The sequence below is a fragment of the Reella acinonychis genome (genome assembly GCF_052384575.1).
Taxonomy (GTDB): domain Bacteria; phylum Pseudomonadota; class Gammaproteobacteria; order Enterobacterales; family Pasteurellaceae; genus JBQSUQ01.
Map to the genome: position 1 here is coordinate 12,418 of NZ_JBQSUQ010000019.1, position 16,335 is coordinate 28,752.

General features: G+C 38.2%; 18 protein-coding genes. 14 read left to right on the forward strand and 4 right to left on the reverse strand.

The annotated features are described in order from the left end of the window. Positions 1-15: 15 nt before the first annotated feature. Positions 16-1,338, reverse strand: a complete 1,323-nt coding sequence (gene xylA, locus ACT2CV_RS09010; protein WP_464973375.1) for a xylose isomerase — start codon at positions 1,336-1,338, stop codon at positions 16-18. 256 nt (positions 1,339-1,594) lie between these two features. On the opposite strand from xylA, the gene xylF reads away from it, so the two are divergent. The 4 genes from xylF (at position 1,595) to ACT2CV_RS09030 (ending at position 6,585) form a co-directional block, all read left to right on the forward strand. Continuing rightward, on the forward strand, positions 1,595-2,593 hold the full coding sequence (xylF, locus tag ACT2CV_RS09015) for a D-xylose ABC transporter substrate-binding protein (RefSeq protein ID WP_464973374.1): 999 nt from the start codon (positions 1,595-1,597) through the stop codon (positions 2,591-2,593). A 61-nt stretch (positions 2,594-2,654) separates the two neighbouring features. Beyond that, positions 2,655-4,169 (forward strand): D-xylose ABC transporter ATP-binding protein, encoded by a 1,515-nt coding sequence (gene xylG, locus ACT2CV_RS09020; RefSeq protein ID WP_464973373.1) that lies wholly within the window; start codon positions 2,655-2,657, stop codon positions 4,167-4,169. Positions 4,170-4,172: 3 nt separating this feature from the next. Next, entirely contained in the window at positions 4,173-5,300 is a 1,128-nt protein-coding gene (locus ACT2CV_RS09025) for a sugar ABC transporter permease (protein ID WP_464973372.1), read from the forward strand. A 115-nt stretch (positions 5,301-5,415) separates the two neighbouring features. Beyond that, positions 5,416-6,585 (forward strand): XylR family transcriptional regulator, encoded by a 1,170-nt coding sequence (locus ACT2CV_RS09030; RefSeq protein ID WP_464973371.1) that lies wholly within the window; start codon positions 5,416-5,418, stop codon positions 6,583-6,585. Between the two features lie 186 nt (positions 6,586-6,771). Here ACT2CV_RS09030 and trmL read toward each other — a convergent pair whose 3' ends face one another. Next, entirely contained in the window at positions 6,772-7,248 is a 477-nt protein-coding gene (gene trmL, locus ACT2CV_RS09035; RefSeq protein WP_464973370.1) for a tRNA (uridine(34)/cytosine(34)/5-carboxymethylaminomethyluridine(34)-2'-O)-methyltransferase TrmL, read from the reverse strand. Between the two features lie 107 nt (positions 7,249-7,355). Between trmL and ACT2CV_RS09040 the strand changes: the two genes are divergently transcribed. The 8 genes from ACT2CV_RS09040 to ACT2CV_RS09075 all read left to right on the forward strand — a co-directional run bounded on the left by ACT2CV_RS09040 (position 7,356) and on the right by ACT2CV_RS09075 (position 12,825). Further along, positions 7,356-7,817: a YchJ family protein gene (locus ACT2CV_RS09040; RefSeq protein ID WP_464973369.1), complete on the forward strand. Its 462-nt coding sequence runs from the start codon at positions 7,356-7,358 to the stop codon at positions 7,815-7,817. Next, entirely contained in the window at positions 7,814-8,683 is an 870-nt protein-coding gene (locus ACT2CV_RS09045; protein WP_464973368.1) for a virulence factor BrkB family protein, read from the forward strand. Before ACT2CV_RS09040 ends, ACT2CV_RS09045 begins: the two co-directional genes overlap by 4 nt. After that, positions 8,680-9,114, forward strand: coding sequence for a D-aminoacyl-tRNA deacylase (dtd, locus tag ACT2CV_RS09050; protein ID WP_464973367.1), 435 nt, complete (start codon positions 8,680-8,682; stop codon positions 9,112-9,114). The genes ACT2CV_RS09045 and dtd overlap by 4 nt, the downstream gene beginning before the upstream one ends. Before the next feature lie 85 nt (positions 9,115-9,199). Then, positions 9,200-9,637: a rhodanese-like domain-containing protein gene (locus tag ACT2CV_RS09055; RefSeq protein ID WP_464973366.1), complete on the forward strand. Its 438-nt coding sequence runs from the start codon at positions 9,200-9,202 to the stop codon at positions 9,635-9,637. 9 nt (positions 9,638-9,646) lie between these two features. Beyond that, positions 9,647-10,141, forward strand: coding sequence for a protein-export chaperone SecB (gene secB / locus ACT2CV_RS09060; protein ID WP_464973365.1), 495 nt, complete (start codon positions 9,647-9,649; stop codon positions 10,139-10,141). A gap of 48 nt (positions 10,142-10,189) precedes the next feature. Next, the gene (gpsA, locus tag ACT2CV_RS09065; protein WP_464973364.1) at positions 10,190-11,194 is read left to right on the forward strand and encodes an NAD(P)H-dependent glycerol-3-phosphate dehydrogenase; all 1,005 of its coding nucleotides are present in this window, start codon (positions 10,190-10,192) and stop codon (positions 11,192-11,194) included. Positions 11,195-11,203: 9 nt separating this feature from the next. After that, a complete protein-coding gene (gene cysE / locus ACT2CV_RS09070) occupies positions 11,204-12,001 on the forward strand; it encodes a serine O-acetyltransferase (RefSeq protein ID WP_464973363.1) in 798 nt (265 codons plus the stop codon). Between the two features lie 8 nt (positions 12,002-12,009). After that, positions 12,010-12,825 carry a shikimate 5-dehydrogenase gene (locus ACT2CV_RS09075; RefSeq protein WP_464973362.1) on the forward strand — a complete coding sequence of 272 codons (816 nt, stop codon included), beginning with the start codon at positions 12,010-12,012 and terminating at the stop codon, positions 12,823-12,825. Positions 12,826-12,876: 51 nt separating this feature from the next. Here ACT2CV_RS09075 and ACT2CV_RS09080 read toward each other — a convergent pair whose 3' ends face one another. Further along, the gene (locus ACT2CV_RS09080; RefSeq protein WP_464973361.1) at positions 12,877-13,560 is read right to left on the reverse strand and encodes a 2,3-diphosphoglycerate-dependent phosphoglycerate mutase; all 684 of its coding nucleotides are present in this window, start codon (positions 13,558-13,560) and stop codon (positions 12,877-12,879) included. Positions 13,561-13,710: 150 nt separating this feature from the next. On the opposite strand from ACT2CV_RS09080, the gene envC reads away from it, so the two are divergent. Both envC and ACT2CV_RS09090 read left to right on the forward strand, forming a co-directional pair. Further along, on the forward strand, positions 13,711-14,928 hold the full coding sequence (gene envC, locus ACT2CV_RS09085) for a murein hydrolase activator EnvC (protein WP_464973360.1): 1,218 nt from the start codon (positions 13,711-13,713) through the stop codon (positions 14,926-14,928). Between the two features lies 1 nt (position 14,929). Continuing rightward, positions 14,930-15,778 (forward strand): divergent polysaccharide deacetylase family protein, encoded by an 849-nt coding sequence (locus ACT2CV_RS09090; protein ID WP_464973359.1) that lies wholly within the window; start codon positions 14,930-14,932, stop codon positions 15,776-15,778. On the opposite strand, the gene ACT2CV_RS09095 is transcribed toward ACT2CV_RS09090, so the two are convergent. Continuing rightward, a complete protein-coding gene (locus ACT2CV_RS09095; protein WP_464973358.1) occupies positions 15,779-16,330 on the reverse strand; it encodes a DNA topoisomerase family protein in 552 nt (183 codons plus the stop codon). Positions 16,331-16,335 lie beyond the last annotated feature (5 nt).

Genomic DNA, 16,335 nt, shown 5'->3' on the forward strand with positions numbered 1-16,335 from the left:
TACCGCACTTTATGCCTAGTGATTAAAAATATATTGATTTACTAGATTCTCGAGATATTCTTGTTGACCAGAAACTGGTTTAGGATCAACACCTTGAGTTTCAACCCATTTTGCTAGACTTTCTAAAGAAGCATTACCTGACAAAATTTGTTGACCAAATTCATTATTCCATCCAGCATAACGTTGCTCAACAACTTGTTGTAATACTTGCTCTTCCAACATTTTAGCTGCACGTTTTAAGGATAGAGCAAGCACGTCCATCGCACCAATATGTCCATGGAATAAGTCATAAGGATCTGTACTTTGACGTCTAATTTTCGCATCAAAATTAAAACCACCTGTTTTAAATCCACCAGCTTTTAAGATTTCATACATAACAAGCGTATTTTCTTCCACACTATTTGGGAATTGATCCGTATCCCACCCCAATTGAGGATCGCCTCTATTGGCATCAATCGATCCGAAAATATCTAATGACGCAGCTGTTGCAATTTCATGTTGGAATGTATGACCAGCTAATGTAGCGTGGTTTGCCTCAATATTAACTTTAATTTCGTTCTCTAACCCAAATTGTTTTAAGAAACCATATACAGTAGCTACATCATAATCATATTGGTGTTTCGTTGGTTCCTGTGGTTTTGGTTCAATTAATAATGTACCTTTAAAACCAATTTTATGCTTATGCTCCACAACCATTTGCATAAAGCTGCCAATTTGCTCACGTTCACGTTTTAAATCCGTATTTAATAAGGTTTCATACCCTTCTCGCCCACCCCATAATACATAGTTCTCACCACCTAAACGTTTTGTTGCATTCATTGCAGTAAATACTTGTGCTGCTGCCCAAGCAAAAACTTCAGGATTTGGATTCGTCGAAGCACCAGACATATAGCGAGGATTAGTAAAGCAATTCGCCGTTCCCCATAATAGTTTCACTCCTGTATCTGCTTGTTTTTGCTCAAGGATATCAACCATGGTATTGAAATTAGTTAGGTATTCTTTAAACGAATTTCCTTCGGGGGCAACATCTACATCATGGAAACAATAAAAAGGCACACCTAATTTGCTAAAAAATTCAAATGCAATATCTGCTTTTTGTTTTGCCCCCGCTAGCAAATCACCTGTTTTCTGCCAACTACGATCTAATGATCCTACGCCAAACATATCATTTCCTGTCCAACAGAATGTATGCCAATAACAAACTGCTAAACGTAAATGTTCAGCCATTGTTTTTCCTAAAATAATTTCATCGGGGTTGTAATGTTTAAAAGCAAAAGGATTTTTAGAATGCGCTCCTTCATACTGAATTTTTTCAATCTTCTCAAAATAATTAGACATGATGCTTTCTCCTACAAGTTTGAACTAAGACGATAGAGTCGATAGCATAATGATAAAAATCACATTAACTCTCAATTACGTTATTTCACTTTTCTATTGAGATTATTCGTTATTGTGTACTAAGTCACAAAAAACAAAAAACATAATAGCATTACGAGATCTGATAATTGCGCTCTGTTCTTAATATCCTCAAACTACCAATGAGTAAATTAAACCTTACTCTAAATATCACTTATTCAACTCATTGAGGTGTCATATGAAAATTAAATCAACATTATTGGCTATAACTGCCGCTCTTATGGTTTTTGGTAACACAGCTGTAGCTAAAGATCTAAAAATTGGAATGTCCATTGATGATTTACGTTTAGAACGTTGGCAAAAAGATCGTGATATTTTCGTTAAAAAAGCTGAATCATTAGGCGCTAAAGTATTTGTACAATCTGCAAATGGTGATGCCACAGCACAAATTTCTCAAATTGAAAACATGTTAAATAAGGATGTAGATGTGCTGGTCATTATTCCATTTAATGGAGAAGTGTTAACTAATGTTATCGCTGAAGCGAAGAAAGAAGGTGTTAAAGTCTTAGCCTATGACCGATTAATTAATAATGCAGATATTGATTTTTATGTTTCTTTCGATAATGAAAAAGTAGGCGAATTACAAGCACAGAGCATTATTGATAAAAAACCTGAAGGTAATTATTTCTTAATGGGAGGTTCACCTGTTGATAATAACGCCAAATTATTCCGTAAAGGACAAATGAAAGTGTTACAACCACATATTGATAGTGGCAAAGTAAAAGTAGTTGGCGATCAATGGGTTGATTCATGGTTAGCTGAAAAAGCTCTTCAAATTATGGAAAATGCGCTTACTGCAAATAAAAATAACATTGATGCGGTTGTTGCTTCGAACGACGCAACTGCTGGTGGTGCAATTCAAGCATTAAGCGCTCAAGGATTAGCAGGAAAAGTGGCGATTTCAGGACAAGATGCAGATTTAGCTGCAATCAAACGCATTATTGATGGTTCACAAACAATGACTGTTTATAAACCAATTACTAATTTGGCTGATAAAGCAGCAGAAATTGCAATTGAGCTGGGTAAAGATCAAAAAGTTGAAAATAACTCAACATTAAATAATGGCTTAAAAGACGTACCAGCTTATTTATTAGAACCTGTCGTAGTCACAAAAGACAATATTGAAGAAACTGTTATTAAAGATGGTTTCCACAAAAAAGAAGCAATTTATAAATAATCCTCTTTACTCAGCATAGATGGCAGAAAATATTTCTGCCATCTTTAAAAGGGAGTCAATTATGGCGAAATTACTAGAAATGAGAAATATCACTAAAAAATTTGGTGATGTCGTTGCATTAAATGATATTTCTATTTCGCTAGAAATGGGCGAGGTTCTTTCTCTTTGTGGAGAAAATGGATCGGGCAAGTCGACCTTAATGAAGGTATTATGTGGTATTTACCCATTCGGTGATTACGAAGGAGAAATTTATTTCTCTGATGAAAAGCTTATTGCTAAAAACATTAAAGATACGGAAGAAAAAGGCATTTCAATTATTCATCAAGAATTAACTTTAGTAAAAAACATGTCGATTCTTGAAAATATGTTTCTCGGCAATGAAACCGTAAAATTTGGTCTTGCTGACGATAATGCAATGTATCTACGCTGTAAAACATTATTACAACAAGTGCAGTTGGATGTAGACCCTAATACAAAAGTCGGTGAATTAGGTTTAGGACAACAACAATTAGTTGAAATTGCTAAAGCCTTAAATAAAAAAGTGCGGTTGCTTATTTTAGATGAACCTACCGCTTCATTGACAGAAAAAGAAACTGCCATTCTATTGAATTTAATTAAAGACTTACAAGCACATAATATTGCTTGTATTTACATTTCACATAAACTCAATGAAGTAAAAGCAATTTCAGATAATATCTGCGTTATTCGTGATGGCGAACACATAGGAACCTTACCAGCGAAAGGCATGACGGAAGACGATATTATTACAATGATGGTTGGACGTGAAATAACTTCTCTCTATCCTCATGAGCCTCATCCAATTGGCGAAGAAATCTTGCGTATAGAAAACTTAACTGCTTGGCACCCAACAAATACACATATCAAACGTGTTGATAATGCAAGCTTTAACTTAAAAAAAGGAGAAATTTTAGGGGTTGCAGGGCTTGTAGGTTCAGGTCGAACGGAAATGGCACAATGTATTTTTGGGTCTTATCAAGGAAAAGCCGAAGGACAGATTTTCATTCATAACAAACCGGTAAAAATTAGAAATTGTCCTCACGCTATTGAAAATGGCATTGTAATGGTACCAGAAGATCGAAAAAAACATGGCATCATTCCAATAATGGGTGTAGGAAAAAATATTACTTTATCCTCGTTATCTCAATTTTGCTTTAATAAAAAAGTAATAAATGAACCCTTAGAAGAAACCATTATTAACCAATCAATAGCTAAATTAAAAGTAAAAACATCTTCACCTGAACTTGCAATTGGTCGTTTAAGTGGCGGTAATCAACAAAAAGCTATTTTAGCCAAATGTTTATTACTCAATCCTAAAATATTAATTTTAGATGAACCAACAAGAGGCATTGATGTTGGTGCTAAATATGAGATTTATAAGTTAATCAATCAACTAGCTCAGCAAGGAATAGCAATCATTGTCATATCATCTGAATTACCAGAAGTTTTAGGGATAAGCGATCGCGTACTCGTTATGCACCAAGGAAAAATTAAAGCGGATCTTATAAATGATCATTTAACTCAAGAGCAAGTTATGGAAGCGGCACTTAAGGAGTAACCTATGAATAAATTAAAAAATATTAATTTACAAGTTTACATCATGTTGATGGCTATTGTTGTCATTATGCTGTTTTTCTCTTTTGCAACTGATGGGGCTTACTTAAGTGCACGAAATATATCTAACCTACTGCGTCAAACATCCATTACTGGAATTCTGGCAATTGGGATGGTATTTATCATTATTTCAGCAGAAATTGACTTATCCGTTGGCTCTTTGATGGGGTTATTAGGGGGATTTGCAGCTATCACAAATGTTTGGTGGAATTGGCCACTACCACTCACAATTATTGTGACATTATCTCTCGGATTAATGCTTGGCGCATGGAATGGATGGTGGGTTGCTTATCAGAAAGTCCCTTCATTTATCGTAACCTTAGCTGGTATGCTTGCTTTTAGAGGAATTTTAATCGGTTTAACCAACGGAACAACAGTTTCACCTATAAGTTCAGAAATGGCATCTATTGGGCAAGGGTATTTAACTGATATAACAGGAATGATTATTGGTGTTATCGCAGTCTTTTGTTTTATCAGTTGGGGAAGTTATCAACGCAAAGCGAGACAAAACCTCAATCTGAATGTGCCATCAATTAGCAAAGACACATTAAAATATGCTGTTGTAGCAATTCTCTTATTAGGCGCCATTTATTTATTAAATAATTATCGTGGTGTGCCATTCCCAGTATTAGTGCTCGCATTCCTCACTGTAATTGGTACATTTATTGCAAGAAAAACTGCATTTGGTCGTCATATCTATGCTATTGGTGGCAACATTGACGCTGCCCGTTTATCTGGCATTAAAGTTGAGAAAGCAAAACTTACCATATTTGCAATCAATGGATTACTTGTCGCTATCGCAGGTCTTATTTTAAGTGCTCGATTAGGGGCTGGCGCACCATCTGCAGGACAAAATGCAGAATTAGATGCGATCGCAGCTTGTGTTATTGGTGGGGCAAGTTTGGCTGGAGGTATAGGTACAATTTATGGCGTTGTAATAGGCGCATTCATCATCGCCCTACTTGATAACGGAATGAGTATGTTAGACGTCCCAACATTCTGGCAATATATCGTTAAAGGCAGCATTCTACTTTTAGCTGTTTGGATGGATACCATGAGTAAGAAAAAAGCTTAGCCCTCCCTTTATTCCACATCAAATGCACCACAGCATAAAAACTGCGGTGCATTTTTCACAATTTTGCCAAACCTGCTTTTTTATCTTATAGTTATCTTCAACATAGGAGGTAAAAATGCCAGAACAATACTATAAAGTCGCCTTACTATTTAATGCTAATAAAATCTATGATCGTGGCGTTATTGAAGGTATCGGACAGTATATTCAAGCGTCTCAATGCAATTGGGATATATTCATGGAAGATGACTTTACTTACCATAAAGATGAGATAAAAAATCTCTCTATTGATGGTATTATTGCTGATTTTGACGATATAGAAACAGCCAAACTATTACATAATATGTCGATTCCCACCATTGCTGTGGGAGGATCCTATCAAAATACTGATGATTATCCTCATCTACCTTATGTGGCAACAGATAATTACGAACTAGTCCATACCGCATTCTTACATTTAAAACAAAAAGGATTAAGTCATTTTGCTTTTTACGGCTATCCAACAGAAAATCAAAAGCATTGGGCAGTTGAAAGAAAAAATGCATTTATTCAGATCATGGAAAATAACGAACATCAGCCACGCTACTATTTAGGAGACAAAACGCAAGCTGATAATTGGGCTGAATCCCAAACAAAACTCTGCGATTGGATAAAAACATTACCTAAACATACGGGGATTATTGCAGTAACAGATGCCAGGGCAAGACATTTACTACAAGCCTGTGAACACCTCAAAATTGCTGTTCCTGACGAGATATGTATTATTGGTATTGATAACGAAGAATTAATCCAATATCTTTCTCGGGTATCTTTATCTTCTGTGGTTCAAGGTACAACTCAGATAGGTTATCAAGCCGCCAAGTTATTACATCGTTACTTAAATGGCCAGCAAATATCTCATACCCCAATCCTTGTTCCTCCTGTAAAAGTAGAGGAACGGCGCTCGACAGATTATCGTTCTTTACAAGACCCCCTTGTTATTCAAGCAATGCATTTTATCCGACATCGAGCTTGTCAAGGCATAAAAACAGAACAAGTACTAGATCACTTACGTATTTCCCGCTCGAATTTAGAGCAACGTTTTAAATTAGAAATGGATAAAACCATCCATCAAGTTATTCATGAAGAAAAATTAAATCGAGCTAAACAACTATTGCAACACACAGATATTTCAACTCAGGAAATATCCGAGATTTGTGGCTATCCCTCATTACAATACTTCTATGCTGTCTTTAAAAAAGAATACAACAAAACCCCAAAAGAATTCCGATATTCGACGAATATCTAGCCAAGATCTTTACACTTCTTTTACACTATTTGAATTTACAGCAGGGATTTTTTATCTATAATGGTCATCGCCTTATCGTGATTAGGGACGCGAAATAAGGTAGGTTTAGAATAAAAAGAGGATTGAGTTCCTCTCAAATACTGCGGTGAAAATAATGAGATTTTCACCGCATTTTTTATGCCTTTCTTAAGGCGCTAAATTCACTGCACCCTGGTAGCCAAATTGTCGCCAAGCTTCATATACGGCAACGGCAACAGAATTGGATAAATTCATACTACGACTATTTTCTGCCATTGGAATGCGAATTTTCTGTTCCATAGGCAAGGTATCCAAAATTGACATTGGAATACCGCGGCTTTCTGGTCCAAACATTAAATAATCACCTTGCTCAAACTGTACTTGACTATGTGCAGGGCGACCTTTCGTTGTCATGGCAAAAAGACGAGTTGGCTTTTCATTTTCAAGGAATTGTTCAAATGTTTTATGTTTTTTGATGTTAACAAATTCATGATAATCCAAGCCTGAGCGGCGTAATCTTTTGTCATCCCAAGTAAAACCAAGAGGTTCAATTAAATGCAAACGAAAACCTGTATTGGCACATAGGCGAATAATATTTCCTGTATTTTGTGGAATTTCAGGTTCGTAAAGTACAATATCTAACATAGATGTTCTCGCAATAAAAATAATAGCGAATTGTAGCCTACCCCTAAGCAACTTTCAATTTTCTGCGCTTATGTTATGCTACAAAGGTTTAAATGGATGGAAGATGTATGACGATGAAATGCCCTTGCCAATCAGGTCAATCTTATTCAGAATGTTGCCAACCTTATCATTTACAGCAACAATTTCCCTCAATGGCGGAACAATTAATGCGTTCTCGCTATGCTGCTTATGCATTAAAAAACATTGATTACATTGTGCAAACCACTGCGCCTTCTCAACAATGCTTATTAGATCAAGCCGCTTTACAACAATGGGCAGAGCAAACCCAATGGCTAGGTTTACAAATTGTCGCACAACAACAGTTATCCAAACAGCATAGTGCGGTGGAATTTAACGCTTTTTTTGCCGCCGAAAATGGCGAGCAAACCCATCACGAACATTCGCTTTTTGTGCAAATTGATCAACGCTGGTATTTTGTTGATCCAACCGTTCCCTTGCCCACAATGAAGCAAGCTTGCTTATGTGGTTCAGGCAAAAAATTTAAACATTGTTGTGGAGGTTATTTATGAGCAAAAACACCTCGTTTTTCACCGCACCTTTATTGTTCTTAAACGTATTTTGGCAGCGATTCCAGCAAAACAAACTGACACAAGCAGCAGGTTCACTCACTTACAGCACCATGCTCGCGATTGTGCCATTGGTCATGGTAATTTTTGCCATTTTTTCTGCGTTTCCCATGTTCAATGAAATGACCAGTTCCTTAAAAGAACTCATTTTTGATAACTTTGCCCCAGCAGCGAGCGGTGTCGTTGGGCAATATATTGATGAGTTTGTGCATAACTCTAAACAAATGAGCGCCATTGGGATCGTCAGTTTAATTTTAGTCGCATTGATGTTGATTAATTCAATTGATCGCACCTTAAATGATATTTGGAATGCTAAAAATCGAAGTGCGGTGTTTTCTTTTGCGATTTATTGGACAATTCTGACATTGGGACCTATTTTCATTGGTGCAAGCATTGCTATCTCAACCTATGTGTCTTCCTTTGAACTGTTTGATAACGAGATCAATCTGCCCTTTGGTTTAAAAGTACTTAGTTTGGTGCCATTTTTTATTACTTGGTTAAGTTTTACTTTAATTTATATGTTGGTACCCAACCAAAAAGTCTATATGAAACACGCAGCAGCAGGCGCTTTAGTTGCAGCAATCTTCTTTACTTTAGGCAAAAAAGCATTCACTTGGTACATCGCAACTTTCCCGTCTTATCAACTGATTTATGGCGCCATGGCAACCTTACCGATTATGTTATTATGGTTCCAATTAAGTTGGATTTTTGTGTTACTTGGTGCTCAGTTATCCGCCGTATTAGGCGATATGAGATTAATTAAATTGGGCGAATTAAACTTACAAGAAATTAAGGAACATAAAGAATGATTGGATTAATTCAACGTGTAACGCAAGCGAAGGTAGATGTTGAAGGAAAAACAGTAGGTGAAATTGGCAAAGGGTTGCTTGTTTTACTGGGCGTGGAAAAAGAAGACGATCGACAAAAAGCTGACAAATTGCTAGAAAAAGTCCTGCATTATCGTGTATTTAGCGATGAAAATGGCAAAATGAATTTGAATGTACAACAAGCAGGCGGTGCAGTTCTAGTGGTTTCTCAATTTACCTTAGTAGCGGATACAGAACGCGGTTTACGTCCAAGTTTTTCCAAAGGCGCATCACCCCAAGTTGCCGAACAACTTTATGATTATTTTGTGCAAAAGTGCGGTGAAAAAATTACCGTTTCTAGTGGGCAATTTGCCGCGGATATGCAAGTGAGTTTAACCAATGATGGTCCTGTTACCTTTTGGCTTACAGCATAGCAGATCGAAACTAAATTAATTTTTGCAAGACGAAGAAAGTCGGTTATACTTAACACCTATTTTATTCACTTATTTTGAGAACAACATGGAAGAATTTATGCCCTTGGCAATCCAATTTGCCAAAAACCATACCTTACTTGTAGCGGCTTGGTTCGCTATTTTTGGTGCGACCATTTACGTTTTCGTAAAAACCGCATTAAGTAAAGTTAAAATCATTTCTAACTCACAAGCCGTAGCATTAATGAATAATCAAGATGCGGTTATTATTGATTTGCGTAGCATTGACGAATTCAAACGTGGTCACATTATTCATAGCCAACATTTCTTACCGACAGATATTAAAAATCACAATTTAGGTAAATTAGAACAACACAAAGACAAGGCTGTGATTTTAGTTTGTGCAACAGGTATGAATGCACGCACATCAGCAGAAATTTTAGCCAAACAAGGTTTTAGCCAAGTACATGTATTACAAGAAGGTATTGCTGGCTGGAACGGAGCAAACTTACCATTAGAAAAATAAGGATTGTCTATGACTGAAGAAAATAAACCCGTTGAGCAACCAGAAGTGGTTTTCCAAATTCAACGTATTTATGTAAAAGATGTGTCATTTGAAGCACCCAATTTACCGCAAATTTTCCAACAAGAATGGAAACCAAATTTAAGTTTTGATCTCAGCACCGAAGCAAAACAATTAGACGACGATTTATACGAAGTAACTTTAAATATTTCTGCTGAAACCACTTTAGAAGACAGTGGCGATGTAGCATTTATTTGCGAAGTAAAACAAGCAGGCGTATTCACTATCAGTGGCTTAGAAGATATGCAAATGGCGCATTGCTTAACATCACAATGCCCAAATATGCTTTTCCCTTATGCGCGTGAATTAATTTCTAGCTTAGTAAATCGCGGAACTTTCCCACCATTAAACCTTGCACCAGTTAACTTTGATGCATTGTTTATGGAGCACTTACGCCGAATCGAAGAAGAAGAGGCGAAAGAAGAACAGCAAGAAACCACACATTAAATCTTAACAGGCCTCTCAAATTGAGAGGCTTTTTTCCAGGAGCATTTTATGACGGCGCAAACACCAATTACCGTACTTGGTGCTGGTTCTTATGGCACTTCACTGGCGATTGCTTTTTCTCGTAACGGTTTCCCCACTTATCTTTGGGGACATAATCCCGAACATTGCCAACAACTTGCTGTTGAGCGTCAAAATGCCCGCTTTCTGCCAGATATTCGATTCCCAGACGCATTACATATTGAGGCAGACCTAAAAACTGCGGTGCAAAAATCACGAGATTTACTCATTGTTGTACCCAGCCATGTGTTCGCTGAAATAATCGACCAAATTAAACCGCACTTATTGTCTCATCATCGTATTGCTTGGGCGACAAAAGGCTTAGAACGTGATACCGGGCGTCTATTACAAGAGGTCGTCACCGAAAAATTAGGAAACGATTACCCTCTTGCTGTTTTATCTGGCCCTACTTTCGCCAAAGAATTAGCCGCTGGTTTACCAACAGCAATTGCCCTTGCGGCAAATAACACTGAATTTGCACAAGAATTTCAAGCAAGAATCCATTGCAGTAAACATTTCCGCGTTTATTTAAACCAAGACATGATCGGCGTGCAATTAGGGGGTGCAATCAAAAATGTGATCGCCATTGCCGCAGGCATGTCCGACGGCATGGGCTTTGGTGCCAATGCACGTACTGCATTAATCACACGAGGTTTAGCAGAAATCAGTCGTCTTGGTGCTTCTTTGGGTGCTAACCCAACAACTTTTATGGGAATGTCAGGATTAGGCGATTTAGTCTTAACCTGTACGGACAATCAATCTCGCAACCGCCGCTTCGGTATGATGTTGGGACAAGGTATTCATACCGAACAAGCCATGGAAGAAATCGGGCAAGTAGTCGAAGGTTTTTATAATACAAAAGAAACCTTTGTGTTAGCACAACGTCAAGGCATCGAAATGCCGATTACAGAGCAAATGTACCACGTGTTATTCCATGGCAAAAATGCACAAGACGCGGCAAGTACCTTATTAGGACGTGAAAAGAAAGGCGAATAGGAGGACGCAATGTTAAATCAAGTTTGGCATAAAATTCGGACAGAAGCGAAAGAATTAGTTGAACAAGAGCCTATGCTTGCGAGCTTTTTCCACTCCACGATTCTAAAACATAAAGATTTGGGCAGTGCATTGAGCTATATTTTGGCCAATAAACTCGCGACCACCACCATGCCAGCCATTAGTCTGCGTGAAATTATCGAAGACGCTTATCAAGATGATCCGAGCATTATTGAAAGTGCGGCGGCAGATATTAACGCTGTGCGCCAACGCGACCCAGCCGTCGAGCTGTGGTCAACACCATTGCTCTATCTCAAAGGTTTCCACGCTATTCAAAGTTACCGCATTACCCATTATTTGTGGCAACAAAAGCGACAATCTCTTGCTATTTATCTGCAAAACCAAATTTCTGTCGCCTTTGATGTGGATATTCACCCTGCGGCTCGCATTGGTTGTGGCATTATGTTCGACCACGCGACCGCAATTGTGGTGGGTGAAACTGCGGTGATAGAAAATGATGTTTCCATCTTACAGGGCGTTACTCTAGGGGGAACGGGCAAAGAATGTGGCGATCGCCATCCGAAAATTCGTGAAGGTGTGATGATCGGTGCTGGAGCAAAAATTCTCGGTAATATCGAAGTGGGGAAATACGCTAAAATCGGTGCTAATTCCGTTGTATTACAACCTATCCCTGAATATGCAACCGCTGCAGGTGTGCCTGCGCGCATTATTAGCAAAGATACGCAAGCCAAACCGGCTTTTGACATGAATCAGAACTTCATTGATAACGATCATATGTGTAACATTTAGGTACAACCATGCTCAATAAAGATACACAACTTTGTATGTCCTTAGCGGCAAGACCAAGCAACTTTGGCACAAGATTTCATAACTATTTATATGAAAAACTCGATTTAAATTTTGTTTACAAAGCTTTTACTACAACGGATATCGAGCACGCAGTAAAAGGTGTCCGCGCTTTAGGAATTCGAGGCTGTGCAGTGTCCATGCCTTTCAAAGAAAGCTGTATTCCTTTTTTGGATGAACTATCCACATCAGCCAAAGCGATTGAATCAGTCAACACCATTGTCAACAACGATGGCTATTTAAAAGCTTATAACACCGATTATATTGCCATCGAAAAGTTAATTGAAAAATATCAATTAAATAGCCAATCCAGTGTTATTCTCAGAGGCAGTGGCGGCATGGCTAAAGCGGTCGCTGCTGCTTTCAAAAATGCAGGATTCAACCAAGTCACAGTATTAGCGCGTAATGAAAAAACAGGCAAATATTTAACCGCACTTTATGGCTATCAACATATCACTCAGCTTGAAGACCAACAAGCCGATATTCTCATTAATGTAACGCCAATAGGTATGGCAGGTGGAAAAGAAGCAAATGAACTTTCATTTCCTGAAAGCTTAGTAGAAAGAGCTACCACCATTTTTGATGTGGTCGCTATGCCAGCGGAAACACCATTAATCAAATACGCTCAACAACAAGGCAAACAATGTATTTCAGGGGCAGAAGTTGCCGTATTACAAGCCCTTGAGCAATTTGAACTCTATACTGGCGTTCGCCCAGCTGAAACCTTAGTCAAAGAAGCAGCCGACTTTGCCCGAGCGAATTTATGACAATAAAAAAGTGCGGTGATTTTCACCGCACTTTTTCTTAACTTACTGAAATTATAAATAATATTTTTTCAATACTTTGAAGTTGTCATCTAAATCATAAACCAATGGCTGACCAGTTGGGATTTCTAAATCCATAATGTCAGCATCAGAAATACCTTCAATGTGTTTTGCAAGTGCACGTAATGAGTTACCATGTGCAGTCACTAACACGCGTTTACCTGATAATAATGCTGGCGCAATTTGATCTTCCCAGAATGGTAATACACGCTCAAGAGTGATTTTTAAGTTTTCTGCATTTGGCACGACATCGCTTGGTAAGTGAGCATAACGACGGTCGTTATGTGCAGAGTTTGGATCTTTTGGATCTAAATCTGGAGGAGAAATATCGTAAGAACGGCGCCAGATATGCACTTGTTCGTCACCATATTGTTCGGCAGTTGCTTTTTTATCTAAGCCTTGTAATTTACCGTAGTGACGTTCATTTAAACGCCAGTTTTTTACTTGTGGAATCCATAATTGGTTAGATTCTTCTAACACGATGTTACAAGTTTTGATTGCACGAGTTAACACAGAAGTGAAAGCAATATCAAATTCGAAACCAGCTTCAAGTAATTTTTTACCAGCGGCTTTTGCTTCTTCGATACCACGTTCTGTTAAGTTAACATCACGCCAACCTGTAAATAAGTTTTTTGCGTTCCATTCACTGAAACCATGACGGATAAAAACTAATTGCATAAGGAACTCCTCATTAATTAAAAATAAACAAAATCTCTCCGCACTTTATAACAAAATTCCTCTGGATTTAAAAGTAAAAAGCCAATGTTTCCTGATCTTTCGCAAAAATAATGGTATATTTAGCTCAAAATTGATTTGGATTACAAAAGTATGTTGCAGCCTTTCTCTGTCAAAAAATTCATAAAATACACCGCACTTTGTTGTGGTGCGTTACTCTTGTCGCTTTCTAGTCAAGCCAGTGATTTGCAGAAGATCCAGCAACAAATTAAACAGCAAGAACAAAAAATTGCGGAACAAAAACGCGAACAAAATAAATTGCAATCCACTTTAAAATCCCAAGAAAACAAAATTAACGATGTCGTTGGCGTATTGCGAGAAACGGAAACCAGTTTAAAAGAAACCAAGAAAATCATTGCAGAAACCACGCGCCAAATTCAACGTTTACAGCAACAACAAAAATCACAGAAAGAAAAACTCGCCAAACAATTAGATGTGCTTTATCGCGCAGGCAATCCTAATTCCGTTATTGAGCATTTATTATCAGAGGATGCGAAAAATAATGATCGCATGATGATGTATGCCAAGCATATGAATCAAACACGCCTACAATTAATTGATGAATTAAAGGCAACAAGAGCGCAATTAGAACAACAAAAAGCCTATTTGTCAGGACAACAAAAAGAGCAACAAACACAGCTCTCCGAACATAAAAAACAACAACAAGAGCTACAAAAAGCAAAAAATGAACGCCAAAGTACGTTAAATAAATTAAGTAAAACGTTAGAGCGTGATCAAAATAAATTAGACACTTTAAAAGCAAATGAAAATGCGTTGCGCAATGAAATTCAACGAGCAGCACAAGCTGCGGCGCAGCAAGAAAAACAAGAACGTGAGCAGTTAACTCAGAAAAAACAAGCTGAAGAAAAACGCACTAATACCGTCTATCAACCAACGGAACAAGAGAAAAAATTATTACGTTCAGGTGCTGGATTAAGTGGTAAATATCCTCGCCCTGTGGCTGGAAAAATTCTGCATAGTTTTGGTTCAACCCAAGTGGGTGAAGTCAAATGGAAAGGCATTGTAATTTCCGCTAGCGCTGGCACAGCAGTGAAGTCCATCGCTGCAGGACGCGTTATTCTGTCTAGTTGGTTAAGTGGTTATGGTCAAGTTGTGGTGATTGATCATGGCAAAGGCTATATGTCCTTATATGGTTACAACCAAGCTGTGTTCGTCAAAGCGGGAAGTTTAGTTAATGGCAGGCAGAAAATCGCGGAAGTGGGCAATAGCGGCGGACAAAATCGTTCCGCACTTTATTTCGAAATTCGCCGCCAAGGTAATGCGGTTAATCCAATGAGTTGGTTGCAATAACATGAAATGCCGTTGTCTTTTAAGTGCGGTTAAAAAAATCCTCTTTTTTTGTACCGCGCTTTTCACGCTAAATCTACAAGCACAACCCGCTAAGTTAGCCATTGTGATCGACGATATTGGCTATCATCCGAAAGAAGACGCAGCGATTTATGCGTTACCGAAAGAAATTTCTGTGGCGATCATTCCAGTTGCTCCTTATGCCAAACAACGTAATCAGCAAGCCAAAGAACAAAGCAGAGATGTTCTGATTCATCTGCCCATGCAGCCTCGTCAAAAAATAAAAATTGAAGAAGGTGGATTGACCTTAGGCATGTCTGCGCAACAGGTGGCACAACGTGTGAATAATGCCAAACAAATCGTTTCTGCCGCCATTGGTTTAAATAACCACATGGGCAGTGCAGCGACTTCTGACAATCAACTTATGACATACTTAATGCAAAGTTTACGTCAGCAAGGCTTATTTTTCTTAGATAGCCGCACCATAGGTTCTAGCGTGGCGGGAAAAGTAGCAAAAGAGCAAGGTGTGAATGCCTTAGATCGCCACATTTTCCTCGATGATAGTGATAACTTTGCCGATGTTCAACGACAATTCCAACTTAGCTTACAATATGCGCGTAAACATGGCACCGCGATTGTTATCGGACATCCACGAAAAAACACCGTTGCGGTTTTACAGGCAGGATTACGTCAATTACCTAATGATATTCAGCTAGTTGGCATGGGCAGTTTATGGCGTAATGAAAAAGTGGTGCCAACAAAACCATTTATTCTCTTGTTTAGCGATTTACCTGCTCCAACAAATATCAGTCCTTATCGCCCCATCCCAATGCTACGAGGCATCCCAGAATAATTATTTGGCGATCTCAAATTGATGTTTACAAGCTTTGTTAGCACAAACTAACAACAAATGGGTGGCAGTGCTTTTCTTTAAACTCGCCAAATTTCCACCGCACTTTTCACAACAAATTTTGTAGGGCTGGCTGGGTAAGGTAAATTTACATTGTGGAAATCGGTTGCAAGCATAGAAAGTTTTACCTTGTCGTCCTTGACGCGCCACTAACTCGCCCTCTTGACATTCAGGGCACATAAATTGTTGATCGCCGGATTGCTCTACCTCATCTTGCACAATAAAATGACAATCAGGATAGGCGCTACAGCCAATGAAAATCCCAAAATGTCCTTGTTTTACTTGCAATAAATTGCCACATTCAGGACAAACCTCCTGTAGCTCTTTTAACACTTTGCTTTCATGATGAGGTTGTAATGGCTTGAGATAATCGCAATCAGGGAATGTAGAACAACCTAAAAACAAGCCCTTTTTGCCTTGCTTAATAACCAAACTGGCCCCACATTGTGGGCAGTTTTCTTGCTGTTTTTTATAATGAAAAAGTTGTTCTTTCATCGCCA